The 17,174-nt window shown below is 69.2% G+C and carries 16 protein-coding genes; all 16 read right to left on the reverse strand.

What is annotated here, in order from left to right; genetic code table 11:
- Positions 1-31 precede the first annotated feature (31 nt).
- The 16 genes from F0344_RS09925 to thrC all read right to left on the reverse strand — a co-directional run bounded on the left by F0344_RS09925 (position 32) and on the right by thrC (position 17,172).
- Positions 32-877, reverse strand: coding sequence for a F0F1 ATP synthase subunit delta (locus F0344_RS09925; RefSeq protein ID WP_185298433.1), 846 nt, complete (start codon positions 875-877; stop codon positions 32-34).
- Positions 874-1,419 carry a F0F1 ATP synthase subunit B gene (locus F0344_RS09930; protein ID WP_185298434.1) on the reverse strand — a complete coding sequence of 182 codons (546 nt, stop codon included), beginning with the start codon at positions 1,417-1,419 and terminating at the stop codon, positions 874-876. Before F0344_RS09930 ends, F0344_RS09925 begins: the two co-directional genes overlap by 4 nt.
- Before the next feature lie 45 nt (positions 1,420-1,464).
- Positions 1,465-1,695 (reverse strand): ATP synthase F0 subunit C, encoded by a 231-nt coding sequence (gene atpE / locus F0344_RS09935; protein ID WP_024884520.1) that lies wholly within the window; start codon positions 1,693-1,695, stop codon positions 1,465-1,467.
- A gap of 75 nt (positions 1,696-1,770) precedes the next feature.
- A complete protein-coding gene (atpB, locus tag F0344_RS09940; protein WP_185298435.1) occupies positions 1,771-2,592 on the reverse strand; it encodes a F0F1 ATP synthase subunit A in 822 nt (273 codons plus the stop codon).
- Positions 2,593-2,817: 225 nt separating this feature from the next.
- Positions 2,818-3,255 carry a hypothetical protein gene (locus tag F0344_RS09945; protein ID WP_185298436.1) on the reverse strand — a complete coding sequence of 146 codons (438 nt, stop codon included), beginning with the start codon at positions 3,253-3,255 and terminating at the stop codon, positions 2,818-2,820.
- Positions 3,256-3,517: 262 nt separating this feature from the next.
- On the reverse strand, positions 3,518-4,882 hold the full coding sequence (locus F0344_RS09950) for an MraY family glycosyltransferase (RefSeq protein WP_185298437.1): 1,365 nt from the start codon (positions 4,880-4,882) through the stop codon (positions 3,518-3,520).
- Between the two features lie 84 nt (positions 4,883-4,966).
- Positions 4,967-6,247, reverse strand: coding sequence for a serine hydroxymethyltransferase (gene glyA, locus F0344_RS09955; RefSeq protein ID WP_185298438.1), 1,281 nt, complete (start codon positions 6,245-6,247; stop codon positions 4,967-4,969).
- 122 nt (positions 6,248-6,369) lie between these two features.
- Positions 6,370-7,011 carry an arsenate reductase/protein-tyrosine-phosphatase family protein gene (locus F0344_RS09960; protein WP_185298439.1) on the reverse strand — a complete coding sequence of 214 codons (642 nt, stop codon included), beginning with the start codon at positions 7,009-7,011 and terminating at the stop codon, positions 6,370-6,372.
- Positions 7,008-7,655: an L-threonylcarbamoyladenylate synthase gene (locus F0344_RS09965; RefSeq protein ID WP_185298440.1), complete on the reverse strand. Its 648-nt coding sequence runs from the start codon at positions 7,653-7,655 to the stop codon at positions 7,008-7,010. The genes F0344_RS09960 and F0344_RS09965 overlap by 4 nt, the downstream gene beginning before the upstream one ends.
- A gap of 67 nt (positions 7,656-7,722) precedes the next feature.
- Positions 7,723-8,568: a peptide chain release factor N(5)-glutamine methyltransferase gene (gene prmC, locus F0344_RS09970; protein WP_185298441.1), complete on the reverse strand. Its 846-nt coding sequence runs from the start codon at positions 8,566-8,568 to the stop codon at positions 7,723-7,725.
- Positions 8,569-8,607: 39 nt separating this feature from the next.
- Complete coding sequence (gene prfA / locus F0344_RS09975; RefSeq protein WP_185298442.1) at positions 8,608-9,684, reverse strand: peptide chain release factor 1; 1,077 nt, start codon at positions 9,682-9,684, stop codon at positions 8,608-8,610.
- A gap of 150 nt (positions 9,685-9,834) precedes the next feature.
- On the reverse strand, positions 9,835-10,059 hold the full coding sequence (rpmE, locus tag F0344_RS09980) for a 50S ribosomal protein L31 (protein WP_185298443.1): 225 nt from the start codon (positions 10,057-10,059) through the stop codon (positions 9,835-9,837).
- A 245-nt stretch (positions 10,060-10,304) separates the two neighbouring features.
- The gene (locus F0344_RS09985; protein ID WP_185298444.1) at positions 10,305-12,053 is read right to left on the reverse strand and encodes a trypsin-like serine protease; all 1,749 of its coding nucleotides are present in this window, start codon (positions 12,051-12,053) and stop codon (positions 10,305-10,307) included.
- Between the two features lie 285 nt (positions 12,054-12,338).
- Positions 12,339-14,450 carry a transcription termination factor Rho gene (rho, locus tag F0344_RS09990; protein WP_185298445.1) on the reverse strand — a complete coding sequence of 704 codons (2,112 nt, stop codon included), beginning with the start codon at positions 14,448-14,450 and terminating at the stop codon, positions 12,339-12,341.
- A 390-nt stretch (positions 14,451-14,840) separates the two neighbouring features.
- Positions 14,841-15,758 carry a homoserine kinase gene (gene thrB, locus F0344_RS09995; protein ID WP_185298446.1) on the reverse strand — a complete coding sequence of 306 codons (918 nt, stop codon included), beginning with the start codon at positions 15,756-15,758 and terminating at the stop codon, positions 14,841-14,843.
- Positions 15,759-16,101: 343 nt separating this feature from the next.
- On the reverse strand, positions 16,102-17,172 hold the full coding sequence (gene thrC, locus F0344_RS10000) for a threonine synthase (RefSeq protein ID WP_185298447.1): 1,071 nt from the start codon (positions 17,170-17,172) through the stop codon (positions 16,102-16,104).
- Positions 17,173-17,174: the final 2 nt, after the last annotated feature.

A 17,174-nucleotide genomic window follows, 5' to 3' on the forward strand; every position in this document is an offset into this window, starting at 1 on the left:
CGTTCAGGTGGTACTTGTGCGCTGCGCGCTGTCAGCCGGCCATCCGGCGGGTGACCTCTTCGAGGCGCTCCGCGATCGTGCCGTTGATGACCTCGTCACCGACGCGCACAGAGATCCCGCCGAGGACCGCGGGGTCCACGTCCAGGTTCAGGTGCATCTGCCGGCCGTAGATCTTCGCCAGGGCGGCGCCGAGGCGCTGCTTCTGCCGATCGGACAGCGGTACCGCCGAGGTGACGACGGCGACCATGCGGTCCCGGCGCTCCGCGGCGAGCTTGGACAGGGAGTCGAGTCCCGCCTCCAGGCTACGTCCACGGGGCTGGGTCACGAGGCGCGTGACGATTCGCTCGGTGACGGGCTGCGCCTTGCCGCCGAGCAGGCTGCGGAGCAGCTCGCCCTTGGCGGCGGTGGACGCGGTCCGGCTGGTCAGCGCGGAACGCAGTTCCTTGGCGGAACCGACGATCCGGCCGAACCGGAAGAGCTCGTCCTCGACGTCGTCGAGTGCACCCGCGCGCTGGGCCGCGGTGAGGTCTGCGGTGTTCGCCAGCTCCTCGACCGAGTCGACCAGGTCACGCGACTGCGACCAACGGGAACGGACCATGCCGGAGACCAGGTCCACGGCTTCGCCGCCCACCTGACCGCTCAGCAGTCGCCCGGCCAGCTCGGCCTTGGCCTCGCCGCTCTGCGACGGGTCGGTGAGGACCCGGCGCAGCGATACCTCGCGGTGGAGCAGCGCGGTGACGGCTGCCAGCTCCTCGGCGAGCTTCGCCGACTCAGCGACCGACGATGGGGTCTCCCCAGCGTAGCGAGGGGAATTGTCGGTCAGTGCGTCGAGACGCTCACGTGCGGCAGCCAGCGCCTCGCGGCTCGCTCCGTTCATCGGACGGCCTCGGCCTTCGCCTCGAGTTCATCGAGGAAACGGTCGACGGTACCGCTCTGCCGGGCGTGGTCCTCGAGGGACTCTCCGACGAGCTTGCCTGCCAGGGCGGTGGCGAGCGTGCCCACGTCCTGACGCAGCGCGGAGGACGCGGCCTTGCGGTCGGCCTCGATCTGGGCGTGGCCGGCGGCGACGATTTCCTCGCGCTGCCGCTGACCTTCCGCCCTCATCTCCTGGATGATGACGACGCCCTGCTCCTGCGCCTCCTGGCGCATACGAGCGGCTTCGTGGCGGGCCTCGGCGAGCTGAGCCTTGTACTGCTCAAGAACGCTCTGGGCCTCGGTCTGGGCCGCATCGGCCTTTTCGATACCGCCTTCGATGGCCTCGCGACGCTCGTCCAGAACCTTGTTGATGTTCGGGAGGAGCTTCTTGGCGAGGAAGCCGAAGACGATGAGGAAGGCGATGAGGCCGATGACGAGCTCTGGAATCGGCGGGACGAGGGGATTTTCAAGTTCCTCGGCCGCGACCGTAAGCAGCTGGCTCACATCATTGCCTTTCGTCTGGTGGGCTGGTCGTGGATCCGAGGACCACTACTTGCCGTAGACGAACGGCATGACCAGACCGATGAGGGCGAGCGCCTCACAGAAGGCGAAGCCGAGGATCTGGTTGGCGCGGATGAGACCGGCAGCCTCGGGCTGACGGGCGAGAGCCTGGGTGCCGTTACCGAAGATGATGCCGACGCCGACGCCGGGACCGATGGCAGCGAGGCCGTAACCGATGGAGCCGAGGGAGCCGCTGACGGCAGCAAGGGTCTGGGACATGCCAGTTCTTCCTTCTCTTTCACGGACCAGTGGGGGTTGGCCACCGGACGACTTAAGGGTCGGAGCGCGGGATGCTCAGTGGTGCTTGGCGAGCGCGCCCTGAATGTAGGTGCAGGTCAGGAGCACGAAGACATATGCCTGCAACGCCTGGATGAAAAGCTCAAAGGCGGTCATCACGATGACCATCACGAACGAGACGCCGGCGTAGGCGAACCCGATGCCGTTGAGCAGGTACCAGCTGGCGATCGTGAACAGCAGCAGGAGCGTGTGTCCTGCGAACATGTTCGCGAAGAGTCGCACCGCGTGGGTGAACGGCCGCACCAGCAGGTTCGAGAAGAACTCGATGAGCATGGCGAGCGGAAGCACCGGGCCGAGCGACTTGTCGTAGCCAGTGATGTTCTTGAACGCCCCGACGAAGCCGTGACGCTTGAAGGTCAGGCTGACCCACGTCACGTACACGATGAGCGCGAGCACCGCGGGGTACGCGATGATCGACGTCACCGGGAACTGGGCGACCGGAATGATCGACCAGAGGTTCATCATCCAGACGAAGAAGAACAGCGAGACGACGAGGGGGACGTACTTCTCACCCTCGCGCTTGCCGATCGTCTCGTAGACGATGCCGCGGCGGATGAAGTCGTACCCCATCTCCGCGATCGACTGCAGCTTGCCGGGGACCATCTTGGGCTTGCGGAAAGCCGCCCAGAAGAAGCCGACGATGATGATCGAGCCGAGGAGCGCCAGGAGCATCGGCTTGTTGAAGTACAAGTTGCTGTCCGGGTCACCCCACAGCGGCTCGAACAGGAACGAGTGCAAGCCGGGTGCCGGGAAACCACAACCGTCGAAGATGTGGCAATCGGTCTCGAAGGCGAGCACCTGTGTCGGGTCAGCACTCACCGCGGGCTCCTTCAGCGTGGCGCATAGGTACGGCAACCTCGTTGTGTCGGCGCGGCGCGCAGCCGCGGTTCGGCACTGGACTGGTGTTACGGATGTGTGAGCGGCAGTCAGGCATTGAGCCTCGCGATCGAGCAGGCGTCAGCTCACATGCCCGCGCCCGCAGTGCCGCAGTTGGAACCGGACGATAGCAGGGTCCCGGACCCGCACTTATTCCGCCCCTACCCTTCACGTCGACGACCCCGTGTTCTTGGGCTTGTCGCCCTTGTCGGAGTCGGGTTCGACGTAAAGGATCTTGGCCGTCATGTGCGCACGCGCCTGTGCGCCGATCCACGCGAGAGTCGTCGCGACCAGCGTGATCGCGAAAGCCTTCGGGTTGAACACCTCGGTGTTCTTGAACGCGGCGACGAAGATGAACAGCAGCAGGAGCTGTGCCGTGTACAGCATCAGCCCCATCGCCTGGAACAGATGCGGGAGGGACCTGGCGGTCCGTTGCAGGACGACGAGCCCGATCCCCATGAAGAGGATCACCACCAGCGTCGCAACGACCGCGCCCAGGGCTCCCTTGCCGCCGGCGACCACACCGCTGATCACGGCGGCGACAGCGCCGACGACAGCAGTGGGCACGGCGGTCTGGAGGAGAGTCCGGACGTCGTTGGACGGCATGGCGGCAACTCCGCTTTGCAGGGGGTGGGCAGTGGTGTCGTCATGGACGAGCGTAGGCCCGGCGCGAGTCGAAGCTCGGCCAATGGACCCTCTTACCAAGGTCCTTCGGCTCTATCACCGGGTCTCGTGAACGCTATCACAAACTATTTGATGAGGTCTTTACCTGAAAAGTGTGCCCACTGTCACACATGAGAGCGACCCTGCGCGTTTGCGCGGGACAAACCCACACATTGCATGGTAATGGGCATGCGCTGCCGAAACGTCAACGCGATGAATCGGCCCTGCGCTGGTCGTGCGTACGCGCGCGGGAGCCGATCGCCGTCGCCCCGTTGACGCCCGAGACCCCGACGGCCACCGGGGTCCGCTCAGCGGCCTCCGAGGCCATCTCCGGGCCGTCCGGGCCCTGTTGCCCGAAAGCGACCACACGTTCCGACTTGGCGGCGTGCCTGCGGCGCCGGTAACGGGGCGGTACGAAGGAGTCGGCCCAGTCAGGGGTCCGGGGCGTGAAGCGGGGCATCAGCAGCAGGATCAGACCCACGGCGCTCGCCCCCATGATCGCGAGCACGATCCACATCGACGCCGAGTGGACCGAGTACCCCACCGCACCGAAGGCGATCAGCGCGGACCAGAAGTACATGATCATGACGGCCCGGCTGTGGGAGTGCCCGATCTCCAGCAGCCGGTGGTGCAGATGTCCTCGGTCGGCGGCGAACGGCGACTGACCGTTCCAGGTACGCCGCACGATCGCCAGCACCAGGTCCGCGGCCGGGATCGCGATGATCGTCAGCGGCAGCAGCAGCGGGATGAAGACCGGCAGCATCGCGTGGGTCGCCTGCCGCTCACTGCCCTCGAACAGCTTCATCGTGTCCGGGTCGACCTGCCCCGTGACGGAGATCGCGCCCGCCGCGAGGACGAGACCGATCAGCATCGATCCGGAGTCGCCCATGAAGATCCGCGCGGGGTGCATGTTGTGCGGCAGGAAGCCGAGGCACATGCCCATCAGGATCGCCGCGAAGAGCGTCGCGGGGGCCGCCGCCTCGATCCCGTATCCGTACCAGAGCCGGTAGGTGTAGAGGAAGAACGCGGCCGAGGCGATGCACACCATGCCGGCCGCCAGGCCGTCCAGGCCGTCCACGAAGTTGACGGCGTTGATCGTGATGACGACCAGCGCGACCGTGAGCAGCGTGCCCTGCCACTGGGTGAGGGCGACCGTGCCCACGCCGGGGATCGGCAGCCACAGCACCGTGAGGCCCTGGATGACCATGACGGCCGCGGCGATCATCTGTCCGCCGAGCTTGATCAGCGCGTCGAGTTCGAACTTGTCGTCCAGGACGCCGATCAGCCAGATCAGCGCGGCGCCGGAGAGCAACGCCCTTGGCTCGTTGGAGAGTTCGAAGACATCCGTGAGGTTGTTCAGATGGGCGGCGACGATCAGTCCCGCGCACAGTCCGCCGAACATGGCGATGCCACCGAGCCGCGGTGTCGGTTCTCGGTGTACGTCGCGCGCCCGGATCGCGGGCATGGCCCCGATCGCGATGGCGAACTTACGCACCGGTCCGGTCAGCAGATAGGTAACTGCGGCCGTGACACAGAGCGTCAGCAGGTAATCACGCACGGGCTGCCCCACAGAAATCGCCGGCCATCTCAGCCCCACACCCTAGCCTCAGGAACAAGGACTCCACGGTACGGGAGATGGTTGCACCTTCTTCGCCTACCCCGGATAGGGGGGATTCCGCTCCGTGAGTTCGCGCACCTCCGCCAGCAGATGACCGGGGTCGTCGGCCTCCCGGACCGCCGCGCCGAAGAGCTCCGCGATCCGCACCATGTCGGCCTCGTCCATGCCCTGGGTGGTGACGGCGGCCGTGCCCAGCCGGATGCCCCGGGCGTCGCCGTAGGGCAGCGCGCAGGTGTCCAGGACCATGCCCGCCGCGGCCAGCCGCTCCCGTGCGGTGCGGCCGTCGACGCCCAGGGGGGCAGGGTCCGCGACGATCAGGTGGGTGTCGGTTCCCTCGGTGGTGACGTCGAAGCCCTCGGCCTCCAGACCGGCGGCGAGTACCCGGGCGTGGGCGACGACCCGATGGGCGTAGAGCGTGAACGCCGGGGTCGCCGCCTCGCCGAAGGCGACGGCCTTCGCCGCGACCGAGTGCATCTGGGCGCCGCCCTGGGTGAAGGGGAACACCGCCCGGTCGATCCGTTCCGCCAGTTCCGGACCGCACAGGATCATGCCGCCGCGCGGTCCGCGCAGCACCTTGTGCGTGGTGGCGCACACCACGTCCGCGTACGGCACGGGGCTGGGCGCCGCTCCCCCGGCGATCAGGCCCATCGGGTGGGCGGCGTCCGCGATCAGATAGGCACCGACCTCGTCGGCGATCTCCCGGAACAGCTCGTAGTCGGGGTGCCGGGGGTACGAGATGGAACCGCACACGATCGCCTTGGGGCGCCGGGCCCGGGCCAGGGCGCGGACCTGTGTGTAGTCGATCAGACCGCTGTCGGGGTTCACGCCGTAGCCGACGAACTCGAACCAGCGGCCGGAGAAGTTGCCGGGCGAGCCATGGGTGAGGTGTCCCCCGTACGGGAGCCCCATGGCCAGCACCGTGTCGCCGGGCCGCAGCAGGGCGGCGTAGGCCGCGAGGACGGCGGAGGAGCCGGAGTGCGGCTGGACGTTGGCGTGCTCGGCGCCGAAGAGCGCGGTGGCCCGCCGGATCGCGATGCGTTCGGCGGCGTCCGCCTGTTCGCAGCCGCCGTGGTGACGGGCGCCTGGGTAGCCCTCGGCGTACTTGTTGGCGAGCGGGGAGCCGAGGGCGGCGAGGACCGCGGGCGAGGTGAAGTTCTCGGCGGCGATCAGCTGGAGGGTGCCCGCCTGCCGGTTCACCTCCCCCAGCAGCACATCGGCGATCTCCGGGTCCTCGCGGAGCAGGGCGCCGAAGTCCTGCGGGAGGGCTGTCCGCGAGCGGGACACGGCTGCGGGTGCGGCTGGAGTGGTGACCGGCATGTGACGGCTCCGGGCCTGGGGAGGGGTGGGCTCTGCGACCAATGTAGGCCCGTGTGTGCGGCCGTGCCCGCTGCCGGACGGCCCGGTACGCCGGTCGGCGCACGGCCGGTGCGCCATAGGGCTCAGTGCGGAGTCCGTACGCCCGTCAGTGCGGTGACGACCGGGTCGAGGGCCTGGTTGATCTCGTCGCCGATGGAACGGAAGAACGTGATCGGGGCGCCGTACGGGTCGTACACCTCGTCCGCCTCGGCGGTGGGGGCCAGCAGCCAGCCGCGCAGCGCCGCCGCCGCCCGCACCAGGGCGCGGGCGCGCTCGACGACACCCTCGCCGCGCGGGTCCGGGAGCGTGGCGGGGTCTATGGCCCGGACGAGCCGGGTGAACTCCTTGAGCGTGAACGTCCGCAGCCCGGCCGAGTGGCCCATCGAGATCACCTGGGCCCGGTGGTCACGGGTGGCGGTGAGCACGAGGTCGGCGCGGATCACGTGCTCGTCGAGCAGTTCGCGGCCGACGAACCCCGTGGCGTCCGCGCCGAAATCGGCGAGGACCACTTCGGCGTTGGCCTCCATGGGTGCGCCTTCGTGCCCCCAGGTGCCCGCGCTCTCCACGATCAGGCCGCCGCTGAGCGGATCGCCGAGGCGGTCCACCAGGGCATGACGGGTCAGCCGCTCGGTGATGGGCGAGCGGCAGACGTTGCCGGTGCTGACGTGGAGGATGCGGAAAGTGTCGGTCTGCCCCGCTATGCCACGCCCCTCAGGGGCGGTCAATTGGCCACCTCGAGGTCGGGTACCACCTTGCGCAGCTCCTCTACGGAGAGCGCGCCGGCGCGCAGCAGGACCGGGATCTTGCCCGTGACGTCGACGATGGAGGACGGCACGATACCGGGCGTCGGTCCGCCGTCGAGGTAGACGGAGACGGAGTCGCCCAGCATCTCCTGGGCGGCGTCGCAGTCCTCCGGGGAGGGGTGTCCGGTGAGGTTGGCGCTGGAGACGGCCATCGGGCCGACCTCGGTGAGCAGCTCGATGGCGACGGGGTGCAGGGGCATCCGGATGGCGACGGTGCCCCGGGTGTCGCCGAGGTCCCACTGGAGCGAGGGCTGGTGCTTGGCGACGAGGGTGAGCGCGCCGGGCCAGAACGCGTCGACGAGCTCCCACGCCTGCTCGGAGAAGTCCGTGACCAGGCCGTGCAGGGTGTTCGGGGAGCCGATCAGGACAGGGGTCGGCATGTTGCGGCCGCGGCCCTTGGCGTCGAGCAGATCGCTGACGCCCTCGGAGCTGAAGGCATCCGCACCGATCCCGTACACGGTGTCGGTGGGCAGCACGACCAGTTCGCCGCGGCGGACGGCGGACGCGGCCTCACGCAGGCCGGTCGTACGGTCGGTCGCGTCGTTGCAGTCGTATCGCCGTGCCATCAGCCGGCCTCCTCAAGCATGTACGGGTAGGGCGGGTACAACGGGTGGTGCGGGTCCGGATCACCGGTCACGGCATGGCCCTGCGGGCGGTCGCGAAACGGGGCCGGTTGTTCAGGTCGGGGTGGTCGGCCGCGTCGGCCCAGCCCCGCTCCTCGGTGAAGATCCACGGCACCTGGCCGCCCTGGGTGTCGGCGTGCTCGATGACGACGAGGCCGCCGGGGCGCAGCAGGCGGTGCGCGGTCCGCTCGATGGACCGGATGAGGTCGAGGCCGTCCTCGCCGGAGAAGAGGGCCATCTCCGGGTCGTGGTCACGGGCCTCGGGTGCCACGTACTCCCACTCGGTGAGCGGGATGTACGGCGGGTTGGAGATGACCAGGTCCACCTGGCCGTCGAGCTCGGGAAGGGCCGTAGCCGCGTCTCCGCGGTGCACGGTGACCCTGGACCCCTCGGCGTTCTTCCTGGTCCATGTGAGGGCGTCCTCGGACAGCTCCACGCCGTGCACACGCGAGCGCGGCACCTCCTGTGCCATCGCGAGGGCGATGGCACCCGATCCCGTACAGAGATCGACGATGAGCGGTTCGACGACGTCCATCGCGCGGACGGCGTCTATGGCCCAGCCGACGACGGACTCGGTCTCCGGGCGGGGCACGAAGACACCGGGCCCCACCTGGAGCTCCAGATAGCGGAAGAAGGCGCGGCCGGTGATGTGCTGGAGGGGTTCGCGGGCCTCGCGGCGGGCGATGGTCTCCCAGTACCGGGCGTCGAAGTCCCGGTCCGGCACGTTGTGCAGTTCGCCCCGCTTGACGCCGTGCACGTAGGCGGCGAGTTCCTCGGCGTCGAATCGCGGTGAAGGGACACCGGCGTCGGCCAGCCGCTGGGTGGCCTGGGCCACCTCGGCGAGCAGCAGGTTCATCGCGGTTCTCCGTACGGGGTCACGGGCGGGGCGGGCGGGTTACGCGTTGGCGAGCTTGGCGGCCGAGTCGGCGTCGACGCATGCCTGGATGACGGCATCGAGGTCACCGTCGAGCACCTGGTCCAAGTTGTACGCCTTGAAGCCGACGCGGTGGTCCGAGATCCGGTTTTCCGGGAAGTTGTACGTACGGATCTTCTCGGAGCGGTCGACGGTACGGACCTGGCTGCGGCGGACGTCGGAGGCTTCCTGCTCGGCCGCTTCCTGGGCCGCGGCAAGGAGCCGGGAACGCAGGATGCGCATGGCCTGCTCCTTGTTCTGGAGCTGGCTCTTCTCGTTCTGGCAGGAGGCCACGACACCGGTCGGCAGGTGCGTGATGCGGACCGCGGAGTCGGTCGTGTTGACGGACTGGCCGCCGGGACCGGAGGAGCGGTAGACGTCGATGCGCAGGTCGTTGGCGTGGATCTCGACTTCGACCTCCTCCGCCTCGGGCGTGACGAGCACACCGGCGGCGGAGGTGTGGATGCGGCCCTGGGACTCGGTGGAGGGCACGCGCTGCACACGGTGCACGCCGCCCTCGTACTTCATCCGCGCCCAGACGCCCTGGCCGGGCTCGGTGGCACCGTTGCCGCCCTTGGTCTTCACGGCGACCTGGACGTCCTTGTAGCCGCCGAGCTCGGACTCGGTGGAGTCGATGATCTCGGTCTTCCAGCCGACGCGCTCGGCGTAGCGCAGATACATGCGCAGCAGATCGCCGGCGAACAGGGCGGACTCGTCGCCGCCCGCGCCCGCCTTGATCTCCAGCAGCACGTCCTTGTCGTCGCTGGGGTCGCGCGGGACGAGGAGGAGACGGAGCTTCTCGGTGAGTGCTTCGCGCTGCTTCTCCAGGTCCTTCACCTCGGCGATGAAGTCCGGGTCGTCGGCGGCGAACTCGCGAGCGGTCTCGATGTCGTCGCCGGTGCGCTTCCAGGACAGGTACGTGGAGACGATCGGGGTGAGCTCCGCGTAGCGCTTGTTGAGCTTGCGCGCGTTGGCCTGGTCCGAGTGGACCGACGGGTCGGCGAGCTTCTTCTCGAGACCGGCATGTTCACCGATCAGTTCCTCGACCGCCTCGAACATCGGGGGCTCCTGGTTAGTTACGTCGACGGGCCTGCTGGAGGGCGTGCTGTCCGGGGTTTCCGGGGGGCGTCCCCCGGACGTCCGGCCGGAAAAAACGCCGGCCCCGACGCCCCCTGGAATGAGGGCACCGGGAACCGGCGCAGTGGCTCGCTACTTGCTGGCGGAGCCGGCAGCCTTGCCGAAGCGGGCCTCGAAGCGGGCCACGCGGCCACCGGTGTCGAGGATCTTCTGCTTGCCCGTGTAGAACGGGTGGCACTCGGAGCAGACGTCGGCGCGGATGGCACCGTTGCCGATGGTGCTCCGGGTGGTGAACGACGCACCGCAGGTACAGCTGACCTGGGTCTCGACGTACTCGGGGTGAATGTCGCGCTTCAAGGTGTCTCCTAGTTTCGGGAGGGCTCCGGGTCGTCCGCGCTGATTGCGCGTCCGTGAACCGGGGCCGACGTACCAGTCTGCCAGGACTGGGCGTATCTCCCAAAACCGGGGTCGGGCCGCACGTATTCCCGGACCGCCGGAAACGCCGTCCCCGGACGCGGCGGTGTCGAAAGAGCCCCCGCGTCCGAGGACGCGGGGGCTCTTGACAGCGGTGCTGCCGCCTGTGGTGCCTGTGGTGCCTGTGATCAGCCGAACAGGTTGTAGCTCGCGGCCCCGGAGCCCAGGAGCTTGCGGGAGCCGAAGATCCCGCTGTCGGACCGGCCGGTGCCCGGGTAGAGGTACAGCTCGCCGGTCTTCACGCGGACGATGATGTCCGCGATGCCGTCGCCGCTGAAGTCACCGGTGGTGACGAGCGCGTTGGCGACGTCCCAGGTCCGCACGAGCTTCTTCGACGCGAACGGCGCACTGGCCTTGCCGGTGCCCGGGAAGAGGTACATCTTGCCGCCGGCGCCGCGGGCGATGATGTCGGCCTTGCCGTCGTTCGTGAAGTCACCGCTGCCGCGCACCATGGAGTAGTTGAGGCCGCCGCCACCGATCCGGCTCCGGGCCGCGAACGAGCCGTTGCCCTTGCCGGGGTACAGCCAGAAGTCACCGGCGGAGTCCGTCGACAGGACGTCGGGGTGGCCGTCGCCGGTCAGGTCGCCGGGCGACAGGATCTGCTTGCGGGAGCTCCAGCCGGTGGCGATCCGCTTGCTCTCCCACTCCTGGGTCGCCGGGTTGATCCAGTCCCAGTACAGGCTCCCGTCGCTGGTGCGGTAGATCAGGTCCTGGTAGTCGTCACGGTTGAGGTCCGTCTGGAGCACGAGGTTGAGACCGCCCCAGTTGCTGCCGAAGGTGTACTTCGACATGGAGCTGCCGTTGGAGAGGAACCCGTACATGGTGTTCGTCGACGCCTTGCGGGCCAGCAGGTCCGCGCGGTGGTCGTAGTTCAGATTGGTGTCGTACGCCCGCGCGTTGATGGCGGGTACGTAGCTGCTCACCTTGGCGAAGACGCTGTACATGCCCGCGCCGACACAGTTCTCGATACCCCACGACACGATCCCGACCAGCTTGCCGCCGACCACCAGCGGGCCGCCGGAGTCGCCGTTGCAGGCGCCGGTCGTCGCGGAGTCCGTCGCGCCCGTCTTGCCCGCGCAGACCATGTGGCCGGCCTTGAACCAGCTCCCGTAGGAGCTGGTGCACGCCGAGTCGGAGACGATCGGCAGGGTCGCCGAACGCAGGGTCGTGGAGATCCCGTTGTCGGTCGAGCTCGTACGGCCCCAGCCGTAGACCTTGGCCTGGGTGCCGGCCGCGTAGAGGGCCGTGTCCGTCTTGGCCATCACGGGCAGCGGCTTGGCGGCGACCGGGTCGCTGAGCGTGAGCACCGCGATGTCGTTGTCGGCCGCGCCGTCGTTGTCGTTGTACAGCGGGTGGTTCCACTGGCGGTAGGGCCAGCTCGCTTCCCCGGTGCCGGTCGTCTCGGTGGAGACGGCTCCGGTGACGACCGTGCCGTTCGCGGCCCAGTCGAAGCCCTTGACGCAGTGGGCGGCCGTGGCGATCTTGGTGGGCGCGATCACCACACCACCGCAGAAGAAGCCCCCGGTACCGTCGTCGTACCAGAGCTGCGCCATCCACGGGGCGGTGGTGAGGGACGTCTCCGTGCCGCCGATGACCATCGGGGCGGGGCCGGGGTCGTCCGTGGCGTTGAGCTTGGACGGTGCGAGCGCCTTGCGGTCGGCCTCGGCCGCCTTGACCACGCGCTCGCGCAGTTCGGTGTCCGACGGCGCGACGGGCCGGTCCACGGCTCCTGCCGCGACGGTCAAAACCGGCTCCTCGGCCTGGGAGCTGGACATCGTGAGTCCCGTGCCCACGAGGGCGAGGACCGTGACAGCCACGGCCGGAACGGCGAGCTTGAGCCGGCGCGAGTGCCGGCCGCCCCTGGTGCGTATATGCACGCGGCGATCCTTCGTATCGGAACCGGCGGTACGCGAGAGCGCCGCCGGATCGTGGACGGCGGGGGCTCGGCAACAACTGCCCGCAACAGGGCAGCAGGCAGCACAAAGAAGGGCTTTCGCCTCTACGGTGCTGCCGGGATGGCCCCCCACCTCAACTGACGCAGATATTACGCCAGGATCAACAAAAGGGGGACTGCGGAGGAAGACAAAAAGAATCCGCCCCGTCACCGGAGTAACGGGGCGGATTTCAGGGACGGTTGAACTGTCCCGATTCAGCTTCTCTGGTCAGTCGTTCCCATTGCCGGGAGTCGTCTTCTGAATCTGCAGAAGGAACTCGGCGTTGGACTGGGTCTTCTTCATGCGGTCGAGCAGCAGCTCGATCGCCTGCTGCTGGTCGAGTGCGTGCAGCACCCGGCGCAGCTTCCAGACGACTGCCAATTCGTCGGTACCGAGAAGGATCTCTTCCTTACGGGTGCTGGACGCGTCGACGTCCACCGCGGGGAAGATCCGCTTGTCCGAGAGCTTCCGGTCGAGCTTGAGCTCCATGTTTCCGGTGCCCTTGAACTCCTCGAAGATCACCTCGTCCATGCGCGAGCCGGTCTCGACGAGCGCGGTGGCCAGGATGGTCAGCGAACCGCCGTCCTCGATGTTGCGCGCCGCACCGAAGAAGCGCTTCGGCGGGTACAGCGCGGTCGAGTCGACACCGCCGGACAGGATGCGTCCGGACGCCGGCGCCGCGAGGTTGTACGCACGGCCCAGACGGGTGATCGAGTCGAGCAGGACGACCACGTCGTGACCCAGCTCGACGAGACGCTTGGCGCGCTCGATGGCCAGCTCGGCGACCGTGGTGTGGTCCTCGGCCGGGCGGTCGAAGGTCGAGGAGATGACCTCGCCCTTCACCGACCGCTGCATGTCGGTGACCTCTTCCGGACGCTCGTCGACCAGGACGACCATCAGGTGGCACTCGGGGCTGTTGACCGTGATCGCGTTGGCGATGGCCTGGAGGATCATGGTCTTACCGGTCTTCGGCGGGGCCACGATGAGGCCACGCTGCCCCTTGCCGATGGGGGCGACCATGTCGATGATCCGGGTGGTCAGGATGTTGGAGTCGGTCTCCAGGCGGAGCCGGTCCTGCGGGTAGAGCGGCGTCAGCTTCTGGAACTCCGGGCGGCTGCGGCCGGACTCGGGCGCCATGCCGTTGACCGAGTCGAGCCGGACCAGCGCGTTGAACTTCTCGCGGCGCTCGCCGTCCTTGGGCTGACGGACCGCGCCCGTGACGTGGTCACCCTTGCGCAGGCCGTTCTTGCGGACCTGTGCGAGCGAGACGTACACGTCGTTCGGACCGGGCAGGTAGCCGGAGGTCCGGATGAACGCGTAGTTGTCGAGGATGTCCAGGATGCCCGCGACGGGGATCAGGACGTCGTCGTCGGCAACCTGCACGTCGGGGGCGAAGGTGTCCTCGCGGCCACGACGCCCGCGGCGGTCGCGGTAACGGCCGCGGCGGCCACGGCGGCCGCCCTCGTCGTCGAAACCGTCGTCCTGGGGTCCGCCACCCTGCTGGCCCTGGCCGGACTGGCCCTGGCCCTGGGTCTGGCCCTGGGTCTGGCCCTGGGTCTGGCCCTGGGTCTGGCCCTGGCGCTGCGGCCGCTGGCCGCCGCCCTGCTGGCCCTGGTCGTCGCCCTTGCCGCGGCGGTCACGCTGGCGCTCGCGACGCTCACCGCGGTCGCCACGCTCACCGCGGTCGCCACGCTCACCGCGCTCACCGCGCTGGCCGCGCTCCTGACGGTCGCCGCGGCGGCCCTCGGCGTTGTCGACGGCGGACTCGGCCTTCGCCTCGCCCTTCGCCTCGCCGCGGTCGTCGCCACGGGCCTCGCTCTTCGGCTCGGCCTGCGGTTCCGTCCTGACGTCGGTCTTGGTGTCGGGGCTGCCCGCCTGCGCGGTCGCACGGCGACGACGACGCTCGCCCGCGGGCTGGTCCTCGTTGGCCGGCTGACCGGGGATGTCGATCTGCTGCTGGGCCGTGGCCTTGCTCTCGGGCGAGACGGCGGCGGCCTCGTCCCCGGTGCGCGCCTTGGACGTGGCACGCCGCTTCGGCTTGCTCTCGGCGTCCGTGCCGGCGGGGGCCGCGGCGGCCTTGGAGGCAGTCTTGGGTGCGGAGGAGCCCCCGGCCTGCGCCTCCTTGATGACCTCGATCAGCTGGCTCTTGCGCATCCGCGCAGTGCCCCTGATGCCGAGGCCGGACGCGACCTGCTGCAGCTCGGCCAGGACCATGCCATCGAGGCCGGTGCCGGAGCGGCGGCGCCGTGCGGTGGTGCCAGTGGCAGCACCTTCGGCGGGCGCGGCGCTGTCGACGCTCTTGTCGGCAGTAACGCCCATCAGATCGGTGGTGTCGCTCACGAAGGGTCCTTCCCTGGAGCGGACGTCGGCCTTCTGGCTCGGCGACCGGTTGTGCTGTCCGACTGCGGTCTGTGATCTTGTCGATCGCGGACCGTGCCGGGGCGGTGGTCCGCCGGGTACGGCGGAGAGATGAGATGTGCGGGGTCCGGCGCGAGATCCCCCTGCTCGGCCCACTCCTGGACATAGCGAGGGGGTGTCGTGCCGGTTCCGGAGCGTGCTCGAAACTGCTCAGGCAGGCTGCTCAGGCAGTTGGGGAGGCTCCCGGAAGAATGGTGGTCCCTGACGGGGACACGAAGCAACGCGCCACAAAGACGTCGGTTGCAGACTTGAGGTTAACACTACCGGCTCCAACAAACATTCCCCCTCTCACTCACCGGTAATCACATGTGACTACGGTGCGAGCGGCAGCACGCTCGCGCCCGTGGCGTCGAGTGCGAGCCGGTTCGCCGCCCAGCCCTCGCCCGCCAGTCGGGCGACCTTGTCGGCCGAACCCTCGTCGGCCAGTGCGAGGACCGTGGGGCCCGCACCGGAGATGACGGCCGGTACACCGTCGGCCCTCAGACGGTTGACCAGTTCCATGCTCTCCGGCATCGCGGGCGCCCGGTATTCCTGGTGGATCCGGTCCTCGGTGGCTGCGAGCAGCAGCTCGGGACGCCTGGTCAGGGCCTCGACGAGAAGGCCGGCACGACCGGCGTTGGCCGCCGCGTCCACGTGCGGGACGGTGCGCGGGAGCAGTCCACGGGCAGTCTCGGTGAGGACCGGCCTGCCCGGCACGAAGACCACCGGGACTACGGAATCCGCCGGGTCCATCCTGATCGCCCTGGCGGCTCCGCCGTCCATCCAGGCGAGGGTGAAGCCGCCGAGCAGACAGGCGGCGACGTTGTCGGGGTGCCCCTCGATCTCGGTCGCCAGCTCCAGCAGGGCCGCGTCGTCGAGGCGGGCGTCACCGCCGGTCGTCACGGCGCGGGCGGCGACGATTCCGGCGCAGATGGCGGCGGAGGAGGAGCCGAGGCCGCGGCCGTGCGGGATGCGGTTGGCGCAGACGATCTCGAGGCCGCGGGGCTGTCCGCCGAGCAGGTCGAAGGCGGTGCGCAGGGAGCGTACGAGAAGGTGGCGCTCGTCGCGGGGCAGGGTTTCGGCGCCCTCACCCGCGATGTCGATGTGCAGCCCCGAGTCGGCGACCCGGACCACGACGTCGTCGTACAGCCCCAGGGACAGGCCCAGGGCGTCGAAGCCCGGGCCCAGATTGGCGCTGGTCGCGGGGACGCGCACCCGGACGGCGGCAGCTCGGAACGCGGGACCGGCCATCGGCTGGACGACTCTCCTTGTAAGGCGGCGGGGATGTGGTGCGGTGGATCGGCGTGCGGGGGTCTGGAGCGGGGCGGCTGTGGAGTCGTGGTGCGGGTGAGGCGGATATCCGGTGGCGGACCCGACGGCCACGACGGCAACCGCGCCGCGTCGACTTCGACGGAGCGTATGGGTACAGCTTATCGAAGGAAGGTTCTGCCGCGACATAGGGCGCACAGGAGGCGCACGATGCGTGTCGCCCGCCTCCTATGCGCTCTCCGCCCCGAAAAGGGGCGGTTGAGCTGGTCCTGCCGCCGTTTCGTCGCCTCGCCGGACGGGCCGGACGAGGCGACGGGAGCAGGTCCTAGACGAGGCCCAGCTTCTCGGCCGCGGCGACCGCGTCGACCGGGACCGTGACCGGCTGCGGGGCGCCCGCGACGGCCCAGTCGGGGTCCTTGAGGCCGTTGCCGGTGACCGTGCAGACGATCGTCTGGCCGGGATCGACCTTGCCCTCTTCGGCGGCCTTGAGCAGTCCGGCGACCGATGCGGCCGAGGCCGGCTCGACGAAGACGCCCTCCTGGGAGGCCAACAGGCGGTACGCCGACAGAATCTGACGGTCCGTCACCTCGTCGATGAAGCCGCCCGACTCGTCCCGCGCGGCCAGCGCGTACTGCCAGGACGCCGGGTTGCCGATCCGGATCGCCGTGGCGATCGTCGAGGGGTCCTTGACGATCTCGCCGCGCACGATGGGCGCGGAACCGGACGCCTGGAAGCCCCACATGCGGGGGGTGCGGGCGGCCAGGCCGTCCGCCGCGTATTCGGTGTAGCCCTTCCAGTACGCGGTGATGTTGCCCGCGTTGCCCACCGGCAGGACATGGATGTCCGGGGCGTTGCCGAGCGCGTCGACGATCTCGAACGCGGCGGTCTTCTGGCCCTCGATACGGACCGGGTTGACCGAGTTGACCAGCGCCACCGGGTAGTTGTCCGAGAGCTGGCGGGCCAGGGTGAGGCAGTCGTCGAAGTTGCCGTCGACCTGGAGGATCTTGGCACCGTGGACCAGCGCCTGGCCCATCTTGCCGAGAGCGATCTTGCCCTGCGGCACGAGGACGGCACAGACCATGCCGGCCCGCACCGCGTAGGCGGCGGCGGAGGCCGAGGTGTTGCCGGTGGAGGCGCAGATGACGGCCTTCGCGCCCTCCTCCTTGGCGCGGGTGATCGCCATGGTCATGCCGCGGTCCTTGAACGACCCGGTGGGGTTGGCGCCCTCCACCTTGAGGTGTACCTCGCAGCCCGTGCGCTCGGAGAGGACCTGAGCGGGAACGAGCGGCGTGCCACCTTCACGGAGCGTGACGACCGGAGTCGTGCTCGTGACCGGAAGGCGGTCCCGGTACTCCTCGATGATGCCGCGCCACTGGTGGGTGCGCTTGGTGGTCATGG

The organism is Streptomyces finlayi, assembly GCF_014216315.1.
In the GTDB taxonomy this organism is placed as follows: domain Bacteria; phylum Actinomycetota; class Actinomycetes; order Streptomycetales; family Streptomycetaceae; genus Streptomyces; species Streptomyces finlayi_A.

Excerpts from the sequence above, each read along its gene's own strand:
- F0344_RS09925 (WP_185298433.1), bottom strand. The coding sequence starts at position 877 with ATGAACGGAGCGAGCCGCGAGGCGCTGGCTGCCGCACGTGAGCGTCTC.
- atpE (WP_024884520.1), bottom strand. The coding sequence starts at position 1,695 with ATGTCCCAGACCCTTGCTGCCGTCAGCGGCTCCCTCGGCTCCATCGGT.
- F0344_RS09945 (WP_185298436.1), bottom strand. The coding sequence starts at position 3,255 with ATGCCGTCCAACGACGTCCGGACTCTCCTCCAGACCGCCGTGCCCACT.
- glyA (WP_185298438.1), bottom strand. The coding sequence starts at position 6,247 with ATGCCGGTCACCACTCCAGCCGCACCCGCAGCCGTGTCCCGCTCGCGG.
- F0344_RS09965 (WP_185298440.1), bottom strand. The coding sequence starts at position 7,655 with ATGGCACGGCGATACGACTGCAACGACGCGACCGACCGTACGACCGGC.
- prmC (WP_185298441.1), bottom strand. The coding sequence starts at position 8,568 with ATGAACCTGCTGCTCGCCGAGGTGGCCCAGGCCACCCAGCGGCTGGCC.
- prfA (WP_185298442.1), bottom strand. The coding sequence starts at position 9,684 with ATGTTCGAGGCGGTCGAGGAACTGATCGGTGAACATGCCGGTCTCGAG.
- thrB (WP_185298446.1), bottom strand. The coding sequence starts at position 15,758 with ATGGCCGGTCCCGCGTTCCGAGCTGCCGCCGTCCGGGTGCGCGTCCCC.
- thrC (WP_185298447.1), bottom strand. The coding sequence starts at position 17,172 with ATGACCACCAAGCGCACCCACCAGTGGCGCGGCATCATCGAGGAGTAC.